Source organism: Phaeobacter sp. B1627, assembly GCF_006265095.1.
Lineage (GTDB): Bacteria > Pseudomonadota > Alphaproteobacteria > Rhodobacterales > Rhodobacteraceae > Epibacterium.
Genome location: NZ_VCNK01000042.1, coordinates 21,927 through 32,747 on the forward strand (window position 1 = coordinate 21,927; position 10,821 = coordinate 32,747).

8 protein-coding genes are annotated in these 10,821 nt (G+C 63.7%); 1 reads left to right on the forward strand and 7 read right to left on the reverse strand.

Translation table 11 applies throughout. The annotated features are described in order from the left end of the window. From FGE21_RS18225 to FGE21_RS18255, 7 genes are all read right to left on the reverse strand, one after another. Window positions 1-1,140, reverse strand: a complete 1,140-nt coding sequence (locus FGE21_RS18225) for a M20/M25/M40 family metallo-hydrolase (protein WP_139664845.1) — start codon at window positions 1,138-1,140, stop codon at window positions 1-3. 96 nt (window positions 1,141-1,236) lie between these two features. Beyond that, complete coding sequence (locus tag FGE21_RS18230; protein WP_139664846.1) at window positions 1,237-2,409, reverse strand: M20 aminoacylase family protein; 1,173 nt, start codon at window positions 2,407-2,409, stop codon at window positions 1,237-1,239. Further along, a complete protein-coding gene (locus FGE21_RS18235) occupies window positions 2,406-4,094 on the reverse strand; it encodes an ABC transporter ATP-binding protein (RefSeq protein WP_139664847.1) in 1,689 nt (562 codons plus the stop codon). Before FGE21_RS18235 ends, FGE21_RS18230 begins: the two co-directional genes overlap by 4 nt. A gap of 4 nt (window positions 4,095-4,098) precedes the next feature. Further along, window positions 4,099-4,986: an ABC transporter permease gene (locus FGE21_RS18240; protein WP_139664848.1), complete on the reverse strand. Its 888-nt coding sequence runs from the start codon at window positions 4,984-4,986 to the stop codon at window positions 4,099-4,101. Window position 4,987: 1 nt separating this feature from the next. Beyond that, on the reverse strand, window positions 4,988-5,929 hold the full coding sequence (locus FGE21_RS18245; RefSeq protein WP_139664849.1) for an ABC transporter permease: 942 nt from the start codon (window positions 5,927-5,929) through the stop codon (window positions 4,988-4,990). A gap of 100 nt (window positions 5,930-6,029) precedes the next feature. Continuing rightward, window positions 6,030-7,640 (reverse strand): ABC transporter substrate-binding protein, encoded by a 1,611-nt coding sequence (locus tag FGE21_RS18250; protein WP_139664850.1) that lies wholly within the window; start codon window positions 7,638-7,640, stop codon window positions 6,030-6,032. 78 nt (window positions 7,641-7,718) lie between these two features. Beyond that, entirely contained in the window at window positions 7,719-9,227 is a 1,509-nt protein-coding gene (locus FGE21_RS18255) for a M81 family metallopeptidase (RefSeq protein WP_139664851.1), read from the reverse strand. A gap of 146 nt (window positions 9,228-9,373) precedes the next feature. Between FGE21_RS18255 and FGE21_RS18260 the strand changes: the two genes are divergently transcribed. Beyond that, on the forward strand, window positions 9,374-10,183 hold the full coding sequence (locus tag FGE21_RS18260; RefSeq protein ID WP_139664852.1) for an IclR family transcriptional regulator: 810 nt from the start codon (window positions 9,374-9,376) through the stop codon (window positions 10,181-10,183). The last annotated feature ends 638 nt before the right edge of the window (window positions 10,184-10,821 follow it).

Here is a 10,821-nt window from a genome sequence, read left to right on the forward strand (position 1 = left end):
TCAGGCCCCCAGGCGACAGTAGAGGCCGGCGGCAAGTCTGGCCCGTTCGACGAGGCTGTCGATTTCTATGTGTTCCCCAAGCGTGTGGAGCCCCTTGCCGCGCACGCCGATGGAGTCGAGCGTCGGCAGGCCGAGAAAACCGGTAAAATTCCCGTCTGAGCCGCCACCAGCGGAGGCGCCAGTCATCTCGAAACCGATCTCCCTGCTGATCTGCTGCGCCAGGTCCAGCATGGCCATGGTGCCGGGTTGACCGGGGTCCCAGACCGGGCGGGTCACGCCGCGGCGCACCTCCATCACCACATCGCCCTTGTCCGAGTTGAGAGCGAGCATTTCCGCGACGCCCTCGTCCAGCAACTCCTGTGTTTTCGCCATCGACAGCACCTCTGCGGTGCAGACCGAGGAGACGCAGTTGACCCATTGTCCGCCGTTGAAAACGCCGACCGAAAAGGTGCAGTCGTCCGTTGTCAGACCCTCGATGGTTTCAACCGATTTCGCCATTTCGGCAATGGCGGAGCGCCCGTCCTTGAGCGCCCAGCCCGCGTGGCTTGGTTTGCCCCGGGTTTCGAGGTTGAAACGGGCGATCGCATAGCGCCCGATCACTGCGCCACCATCCGGGCGGGCGGGCTCGGGCACGAGGATATACTTGTGCCGCTTGGCTTCCTCTTCGATCAGGGTGCGGGTCGAGGGGGTTCCGATCTCTTCGTCGGGGGTGAACAGGACGGTCACCGGCAATGGCGTCTCGATGCCTGCAGCCAGCAATTTGCGCAGGGCGTCGAGGAAGACGTAGTTGCCCCCCTTCATGTCCTGCAGACCCGGACCATAGCAGATGCCGCCGTCGCGCCGGAACGGCAGTTTCGCGAGGGTGCCGACCGGATGGACGGTATCCATGTGCCCAAGCAGCAGAATGCCGCCCTCACCGGCCTTCGGATGTGGCATCGTGGCGCGGACGCTGTCGCCCAGGCCCATCCTGCCGGGGATGCGCTCGACCCGGGCGCCGAGGGCGGCCAGATCGTGCTGGACGACATCCATCATGCGGTTGACCGCGGCGGCGTCGAAGGTGGGGCTTTCGGTTTCGATCCAGGGCCGCAGCCCGTCAAGCATCTCGTCAACGTCAAATGGCAGGTCGAGCGGGTTGGTCATGGGCTGGCTCCTGTCCCGGTCGCCGGGCGGCGCGCGCGGGAAAACGGGTGGAAACGGGTGGATCGGCAGGGCGAAAGGGCGAAAGGGGCGACAGGATCAGGCGGCGCCCCTGGGCAGGCGGGTCTCGACGATGCGGGCATAGATCGAGGCACCGACCGGCAGGATTGCGTCGTCCAGCACGAAGGCGGGGTTGTGCAGCGGCACGTTCCCGGCATGGCCCACACGGCAATAGGCACCGGGCACCACCTTGAGCATATCGGCGAAATCTTCGGAACCTGTGGCCTGCGCGGTGGACAGCGCCGCCATGTCGGTGCCGACGATATCGGCGGCGGCGGCGGCATAGGCCGCGCTCAGGTCGGGATCGTTCATCAGCACATCAAACACATTGCGCAGGTCGACGGAAATCTCGACCCCATAGGCCTGCGCCATTCCGGCGCAGAGGTCGCGCATACGCTGATCGGCCATCTCGGAGACCTCATCATGGAAATACCGGATGGTGCCCGAGATGGTCGCCGTGTCCGGCACCACATTATAGGCGGAGCCTGCGTTGAATTTCGTGACCGACAGCACCATCGGCTTTGTTGGCGGCGTGTTGCGGCTGACGATGCTTTGCAGCTGTTGCACCAATGCGGTGCCGATGACGATGGGGTCGCGTGACTGATGGGGCATCGCGGCGTGGCTGCCGGTGCCCTTGACGGTGATGTCGAAAAACGACGCCCCCGCCATTGCCGGACCGGGGGTGACGGACACCACACCGGGGTCGGAATTCGGATCATTGTGCATGCCGTAGATTTCGTCACAGGGGAATTGGTCAAACAGCCCGTCGGCGATCATGCGCCGGGCACCGCCAAGCCCCTCTTCGGCGGGCTGGAAGATCAGGACCACCGTGCCGTCGAAATCACGGGTTTGCGCCAGGTAGCGCGCAGCGCCCAGCAGCATGGTGGTGTGCCCGTCATGGCCACAGGCGTGCATCCGTCCGGGATTGGTGGAGGCGAAAGCCACGCCGGAGGCCTCTTCAATCGGCAGCGCATCCATATCGGCGCGCAACCCGATGCGGCGGTTGCCGCCGCCGGTGCCCTTGATGAGCCCGACCACACCGGTGCCGCCGAGGCCCTCGTGGATCTCATCGACGCCGTAGGCCCGGAGCCGTTCAGCCACGAGACCGGCGGTGCGGACCTCTTCGAACCCCAACTCGGGATGGGCGTGCAGGTCGTGACGGATTTCGGTCAATTCGGCCGCGAAGGCCTCGATCGCGGGGATGACGCTCATAGGGTGGCTCCTGTGAATGTGGGGGGAGTTGCGAGGGCGCGGAAGTTGGCAAAATCCCAGTGCCGACCGGGGGCGGCCTCGATCAGGGTACGGGTGTAGTCATGGGAGGGGCGGGACAGCACATCGCCGGCCGGTCCTTGCTCGACCACCAGCCCCTTCTGCATGACAAGAACATCGTCGCAGATCTGGGCCGCGACGCGCAGATCATGGGTTATGAAGAGCATGGCGACCCCGAATTTCTGCTGAATGTCATGCAGCAGATCCAGAACCTGCGCCTGGACGCTCACATCCAGGGCAGAGACCGCCTCATCGGCGACCAGCAGGTCGGGTTTCATTGCCACAGCGCGGGCGATGGCGATGCGTTGACGCTGGCCGCCGGAAAACTGATGCGGATAGCGCTGCAGCGCGTCCCGCGGCAGGTCTACCAGCTCCATCAGCTCGGCGGCTTTTTCCATCGCCTCTGCCTTTGGGGTGCCGAAATTGACAGGCCCCTCGCAGAGGCTGCGCGCGATGGTCCAACGTTGATTGAGGGAGCGGTAGGGGTCCTGAAACACGATCTGGAAATGTTTACGATGAGGTTGCAGCCGGCGTCGGCTCAGCTGCGCGATTTCGGTTCCGGCAACGGTCACCCTGCCTTCGGTCGGGTCGATCAGGCGCATGATGCAGCGGGCAACGGTGGACTTGCCGGAGCCGGATTCTCCGACGATTCCCAAGGTGCGGCCCGGCGCTATGGTGAAATTCACATCCTGCGCCGCCCGGACGGCTTTGGAGTTGCGAAAGCTGCCGCCGCCGCCATAGGTCATGTGCAGATCGCGGACGTCGATGACCGGAGCGGTCGGCGCGGCTGCCGCCCGGGCGCTGCGCGGGGCGAGATTGGGCACGGCCTTCAGGAGCTTTCTGGTGTATTCTTCCTGCGGGTTTGTCAGCAAATCCCGGATCGGGGCGCGTTCGACAATGCGCCCTTTCTGCATGACGCTGACCGTGTCCGCGATTTCGGCCACGACGCCCATGTCATGGGTGATGAACAGAACGGCGGTCCCCTGACGCTCCTGCATCTCGGCGATCAGCTTCAGGATCTGCAATTGCGTGGTCACATCCAGCGCCGTTGTCGGCTCGTCGGCGATCAGCAGGTCCGGGTCAAGGATCAGCGCCATGGCGATCATGATCCGCTGGCGCTGGCCGCCTGACAATTGGTGCGGGAAGGCGGAATAGATCCGCTCCACATCCGGCAGATGCACCTGCTCCATCATGGCGATGGTCCGGGAGCGGGCCTCGGCGCGGGACAGATCGGTGTGCATGTTCAGCACCTCCTCGATCTGTGCGCCGACGCGCAGGACCGGGTTCAGCGCCGTCATCGGTTCCTGAAAGATCATCGCAATCCGGCGCGCGCGCAACGCGCGCATCTGTGCGGGGCTGGCCGTGGTGATTTCGAAATCGTCGAGCGAAATCAGCCCGCTCTGGATTTCCAGCGCCCCCTTGGGAAGCAGCCCCATCGCCGCGAGGGAGGTCACGGATTTGCCGGAGCCCGACTCGCCCACAAGGCAATGGGTTTCCCCGGCTCTGATATCGAGATCGATACCGTCGAGCACCGGCGCGGCGTCCGGGCGGCCGCTCAGCCCCACTTTCAGGTTGCGGACCGTCAGCACACTCTGGGCCTCGGTGAAGTCTCTGGACTTGAGCTCCATGTGCTCAGCCCTCCCGTTTTTTCATGCGCGGGTCGAGCAGATCGCGCGCCGTGTCGCCAAGCAGATTGATGGCAAGGATACAGAGCGAGAGCATCAGCCCCGGCCAGAAGATCAGTCCCGGCTTGATCTGGAAATAGGTCCGCCCCTCGGCCATGATATTGCCCCAGGTCGGGATTTCGGTGGAGACGCCAGCGCCAAGAAAGCTCAGGATGGCTTCGATCAGGATCGCGGAGGCGCAGATATAGGTCCCCTGCACGATCAGCGGCGCAAAGGTGTTGGGCATCAGGTGCTGGATCAGGATCTTCGGCATCGACGAGCCGAGGGCGATGGCCGCCTCCACATAGGGTTCTTCCCGCGCAGACAGCACCACGGAGCGTACCAGACGCACGACACGGGGAACCTCCGGTACTGTGATCGCGATGATGACAGAGGTGAGGCTGGGGCCGTTCAGCGCGACCAGCGCGATCGCCAGCAGGATCGCGGGGATTGCCATCAGGCTATCCATGATCCGCATGATCACGCCGTCGGCGGCCCGGAAGAACCCCGCGACCAGACCGATCATCAACCCGACGGCGACGCTGACCACGGCTGCGCCGACGCCGATCAGCAAAGAGACCCGCCCGCCCGTCATCACCCGGCTGAAGGTGTCGCGCCCATAGGGATCCGTGCCCAGCCAATGCGTCTCGGACGGCGGTTTGAGACGGGCCTTGGCGTCCATCGAAAGCGGGTCGTAGGGCACATAGAGCGGTGCAAGGACTGCGGCCAGAACGATGATGGCCAGGATCGTCGCCGCGATCAACGGGCCGATGCCCATGCGCGATCCTGCCGGCAATGAGAACAGGCGAGTGAGCGCATGGAAGGCGCTGTGGCGGGCTGTGGGGATCTCTGTCATTTCAGTACCGAATTCTTGGGTCGAAGAAAGAGTAGGAGACGTCGACCAGCAGGTTCACGAAGACGTAGATGCCGGCCGTCAACAGGATCATTGCCTGGATCACCGGGTAGTCCCGCGCGAGGATCGCGTCGACCGTCAGGCGGCCGATGCCGGGGATGTTGAACACGCTCTCGGTGACGACGACGCCCGAAATCAGCAGCGCAAACCCGGTGCCGATGATCGTCAGGATCGGCACCGCCGCGTTGCGCAATGCATGGCGAAACAGAACCACGTTTTCGCGCACGCCCTTGGCGCGGGCGGTGCGGATGTAATCCTCGCCCAGAACCTCCAGCATGGAGGCGCGGGTCATCCGGGCGATCAGCGCGATGTAGATGGTGGCCAGAGTGAGCGAGGGCAGGATGGCCCGGCTGAAGAAGGCGCCGAATCCGTCGGAGGGGTCCTTGTAGCCCTGCACGGGGACCCAGCGCAGTTCGATGGCAAAGATCTGGATCAGGATGTAGCCGATGACAAAGACCGGCACGGAAAAGCCGAGGACCGAAAAGGACATCACAAGAAAATCGACCCAGGTCCGGTGGCGCCAGGCGGCGATGACGCCCATCGGGACGGCCAACAGGACCGAGATCGTGATCGTCATCAGGGCGATGTTGATGGTGGGACCGAGCCGGTCGGCCAGCATGCCCGCAACGGAGGTGTTCGACAGCAGGGAGGTTCCGAGATCGCCGCGCAGCAGCTGCCCCATCCAGGTCATGAACTGGGTCAGCAGCGGGTCGTTCAACCCAAGCCGGTCGCGGATCCGCTCAAGCTGCTCGGGCGTTGCCGCATCCCCGGCCAGGATCGCCGCCGGGTCGCCGGGTGTCAGGCGCAGCAGCAGGAAGACGAATATCGCCACGATGACCATGACCGGGATCGTGGCCAGCACGCGCTTCAGAATATAGAGGAACATGCTCCGGAGGCTCCTTGGGGGCTTGTGGGGGCTTGGGGCAGGGCAGGGCAGGGGGAGGACGCGACAGGCGCGTCCTCCGGGGTGAGGTCAGGATGTGATCTCAGTCAGACTCTTTGGTGACGTTCCAGAACACCGGAACCGGCGAGGGGATCATGTTCTGGATCGTGTTGCGACGGGCCTGTGGAATGATGTATTCGCCCATCATGATGTAGTTCACGTTGTCCATCACATGTTCCTGGATCTTCACCGCGACCGCTTTTTGCGCCGTTGCGTCGGCTGCGGATACGAAATCGGCGCGCAGTTGTTCGATCTCGGGGTCGGTGGGCCAGCCAAACCAGGCATCGTCGCCGCGTCCGTTGACCATCACGTTGATCAGCGGGTCAGATACTTCGGGCACCATCCAGTTGGTGAAGAACATGTTCCAGCCGCCCTCGGCCACCGGGCTTTGCTGGGCGCGGCGCTGAACGACCGACTGCCAGTCCATGGACTGCATATCGACCTCAAACCCGGCCTCGCGCAGGGCCTGTGCCGCCACCACCGGTTGGTTGATCAGGCTGACCACATCTGTCGGCGCCATCAGCACGATTGGCGTGCCGTCGTAGCCTGCTTCTTCCAGCAGCGCTTTGGCCTTCTCGATATTCGCGCCACCGGTCAGGATCTCAGAGCCCGCCTCGTCGCCGAGCGGGGTGGAGCAGCCGAAAATCGCACCGCAGACGTTGTAGTATTCCGGGTCGCCCTGCATCGTTGCCAGCATGGATTCCTGATCCAGCGCCGCCATTGCGGCCTGACGTACCAGCTTGTTGTCAAACGGAGGGTGCAGGTGGTTCGGGCGCCCGATGGTGACATAGCCCAGCTCGTCGCGCTTTTCGACGGTGACATCCGGGTTGCTGGCGATGATCGGCATCAGGTCGATCTGCACCTGTTCCAGATAGTCGATTTCACCAGCCGACAGGGCATTCAGCGCGGTGAGCGAGTCGGGCATCGTGGTCCAGACCACCTTGTCGACATTCACGACTTTGCCGCCGGCCATCCAGGAGGCGGGTTCCTCGCGCGGGAGGTAGTCGTCGAACTTCTCGTAGGTGACGTTGACGCCGGGCTCATACTCTTCTTCGTTGAACACAAAGGGGCCGGAGCCGATGTATTCCGTGATCGTTTCGTCCGAGGAGGTTGCCGCAACCCGGGCCGGCATGATGAAGGGGGGAACCGCGGATTGTTTTGAGATTACGTCGAGCAACGGTGCGAAGGGTTTGCTCAGGGTCCAGACGATCGTCTTGTCGTCGGGCGCTTCCAGGCTCTCGGTGATGTCAAAAATCAGCTGGCCGCCGGAGTCCTTTTTGCCCCAGCGGCTGAGCGATGCCACCACGTCGGCACCGGTGACCGGCGCGCCGTCATGAAACACCAGCCCGTCCCGCAGGGTGAAGGTGTAGACCAAGGCGTCGTCGGATATGTCCCAGCTCGCCATTTGCGGCTGCGGGGCAAAATTCTCGTCGACGGCTGTCAGGACATCATAGATCATATAGCCATGATCGCGCGTGATATGCGCGGTGGTGATGACCGGGTCCAGCACACGCAGGCCAGAATGCATCACCGCCGTGATGGTCGTTTCGCTGCCCTGCGCGGATAGGGCAGCAGGCGCCAGCAGCGCGGTGCCAGTCAGCAAGGTCGCCGCGAGGCCGCGGGAGGTGTTCAGTGCGGATCTTATAGTCAGCATATCGTTTTCCCATGTTGGTTGTCAGTTTGGTTTTATTGGACCACGGCGGAGGCAGCGCCGCAGTCAGGACGCGCTGTATCAGCGCGCGGGGGGAGCGAAGGCAGGCCCGTTCGGAGAGAGCCGCAACCCTTGGCGCAGACGCGTGAACGGCAGGTCCGCAGGGTTGAACGGCATCGGACCCGGCGCGCAGGCCACAAGGATCGCGCGCGCGATTGGGGAGAAATCGGCCCGGAAATGGGTTGAACTCTTCACAACGAGCAGCCGCTGCTCTTCGGGGCTGATCCCGACAAAGCGGAACATTTCGCGGTCGGCCATCTGTGCAATGGCGCTGGTCACCACCACGCGCACGCCGCCAATCTTCAGGCAGGCAGACGGCCCCAGAGCCAGCCGCGTGCCGCCGTAGTATGGGCCGGTCGCGTGAAGCTGCCCATCCGACAGCGTCTCGATCAGGGCGTCGGTCTCGACCGGCGCATCGTCAGGCAGGCCGGGGTGTCCGCCAATGCGGAAGGGCGCGGTGATGCCCTGACCCAGCTCATGCGCGCGGGCTGCCGCCGCAGGGTCAACGATCAGACCGATAGCCGCCCCCTCGACGTCGGCCGCAATCAGCGCCCGCAACAATCCGGTGGTGGCGGAAACGCCGCCCGCTCCGGGGTTGTCCTGCGTATCGGCGATGATTACCGGACCCGAGCCGGGACCGGCCAGGAGGCGCTCGGCCTCCGTCACCGAGGCGTCGGGCGTATAGGTCACCGCGTCAAAATCGTCGCACGCAGCCTCGTAGGCGGCTGCGATATGGTCGGCGGCGCGGTCTGCCGCTGCCTGCGTGTCGCCATAGGCGATGGCCGTCGGGCCGCAGTCGGGGATATCCGCCGCCGGAAAGCCCATGAAGAGTGACGTCGACAGGGCCCCTTCGGCCTCAAGCTCTGCGAGCTGGTCATAAAGACGATTGGCCGGGGCAATATCGGTGGACTGAAAGGAGATCGGCACCAGGTAGGACATGCGCCGAAAGGCTTTGGCAGGGCGGCGTCGCGTTCGCATCAGCCCGTCCAAGAGGCCCGCAGCCCGCAGCCCGGTGGCCGCCATATCCACATGCGGATAGGTGCGAAACCCCGCGAGCACGTCGACCGTATTCACGAAGTCCTCGGAAATATTGCCATGCAGATCGAGGGCGGCCGCGATGGGGACGTCCGGCCCGACCACCTCCCGGACCCTGCGTGCGATCTCGCCTTCGCCGTCGTCCAGATGTTCGGCCACCATCGCGCCGTGCAGATCGAGGAAAACACCGTCCAGTGGCCCGGCGGCGCTGATCCCATCGACAATCTCACCGGCGATCTGCTCGAACGCGTCCCGGGTCACATGTGCCGACGGGATTGCACCGGCCCAGATGATCGGCACCACCTCCCAGCCAAATGTCGCTGCCGCGCGATAGGCGCCGGAGAGGCCAAGGTTCACATCGGCAAAGGCCGCAGCCATGGCCTTCCCTCGCGTCACCGGAACGTATCCTCCGCCAGCCACAAACGCCGCCATATCCGCCGGAGCAGGGGAGAAGGTGTTGGTTTCGTGAAGAAAACCGGAAAATGCAACTCTCAAAGCGGCGGTTCCTCAAGTGCGGTATCCCGGTCTGATACGGGGGGCTGATACAGGTATGGGGTGATTTGTGTATTGCACAGTGATACAGTTATAGTGTTATGCAAGCGTAGTGACCCAGTTTTCGATTCGTCAACCCGGAGCGCTTCATGACCAGCATTCTTCGTGCCGATCCGCCGGGAGAGGTGAATCTTCAGGCAGAGGATGATCGGCTTTTCATCCGCGCGGTCGGTCGCGCGATGCAGGTGCTCAGTGCCTTTCATCAGGCCGACGGCCCTCTGAGCCTGTCCGAGGTTGCCAGTCGGGCGGGCGTGGACCGGTCGGCGGCGCAGCGGTTGATCCACACATTGCTGATTCTCGGCTACATCCGCCGCAGCGGGGATGATCGCGGGTATCTGCCGGGGGTGAGGTTGCTGGATCACACGCTGGACGTGTTGCGTCTCGATCCGGTTATCCAGAAAGCGACACCTGTCCTTCTTGAACTCCGGAAAACAGTCCGGGAACGTGTTGATTTCAGCCTATTTGATCAGACGCGCCTGATCTACGCGCTGCGCATGCAGAGCAAACGGGAAACCTTCTACGCGACCCTGGTCGGCCATAGTGTTCCTGTTTATTGCACCGCCGGAGGGCGCGCGGTCCTGTCCGCCATGACCGACACCGAGGCGCGCGAGGTGGTGGAGCGCACCGCCCTCAAGGCATATACGGCCCGAACCGAGACAGACCCGGATAAGATCATGGCGTTGGTCAACCAGGCCCGCACCGATGGCTATGCCGTGATCCTCGATGAATTCGTGCTGGGAGAGGTTGCGATCGGGGTGGCGGTTACGCGCCGCGACGGCCGTCCCCTCGGCGCGATCCATGTTGCCGGGTCCTTGTCCGAGTGGACGCCGGAAGATTTCGTTGCGCATGCGGCGCCGCTGGTCTCGGAAGCCGCCCGGGCGATCATCGGCAGCCTCTGATCCGCATGCTGCAGAGCGCGCGGAAGGACTCGCGGAGCCGCACCGCGCCGCCGAGCCATCCACAGCGCGCACCTCAGTCGGGTAGGCTCAATTCCTCGGCGGCGCAGGTGAAACGGATTGCGTCGCAGGTGGTTGACGTCGATCTTGATCTCGCCGTGCGTGGCAAAACTCGCTTCGATTACGGCCTGAGGATCGGAGATCTCATAGGGACCGCGCCCGTCGAAGGTCTCGATACGCCCGGCCGGGGTCAGATGGATCCAATCCGGCACCTCCCCCGCCGCCGTCAGTGGCAGAAGGTCCCGAGCGGCCATCATGGCGATATGGGGGGCTGTGCTCATGACGTTGAATTTGCCAGAGCCGGAAACACAAAAACGCCCCCAAGGGGTTGGGGGCGTCTTGGTTGTTTGACGTCTCTGTGACTGTGGCGGGAATTCCCCAACCGGTCAATCCTGCCGTCCGGATCTGGCCACGCGTCCCCTGCCGCCAAGGGGACGTTTCACCTGCCCCCTTCCACATGAGTGATCAGATCCGCTCCGCGCCAATCAATTTGGGCGGCAACACCACGATTTGAATATATCTCGGACTTCTTGAAACTCAGGGCATGCCTACCCAAGTTTAGGCTCAGGACCCATTGATTT

Coding starts and splice junctions, on each gene's coding strand:
- FGE21_RS18225 (WP_139664845.1), bottom strand. CDS start 1,140: ATGACCAACCCGCTCGACCTGCCATTTGACGTTGACGAGATGCTTGAC.
- FGE21_RS18230 (WP_139664846.1), bottom strand. CDS start 2,409: ATGAGCGTCATCCCCGCGATCGAGGCCTTCGCGGCCGAATTGACCGAA.
- FGE21_RS18235 (WP_139664847.1), bottom strand. CDS start 4,094: ATGGAGCTCAAGTCCAGAGACTTCACCGAGGCCCAGAGTGTGCTGACG.
- FGE21_RS18240 (WP_139664848.1), bottom strand. CDS start 4,986: ATGACAGAGATCCCCACAGCCCGCCACAGCGCCTTCCATGCGCTCACT.
- FGE21_RS18245 (WP_139664849.1), bottom strand. CDS start 5,929: ATGTTCCTCTATATTCTGAAGCGCGTGCTGGCCACGATCCCGGTCATG.
- FGE21_RS18250 (WP_139664850.1), bottom strand. CDS start 7,640: ATGCTGACTATAAGATCCGCACTGAACACCTCCCGCGGCCTCGCGGCG.
- FGE21_RS18260 (WP_139664852.1), top strand. CDS start 9,374: ATGACCAGCATTCTTCGTGCCGATCCGCCGGGAGAGGTGAATCTTCAG.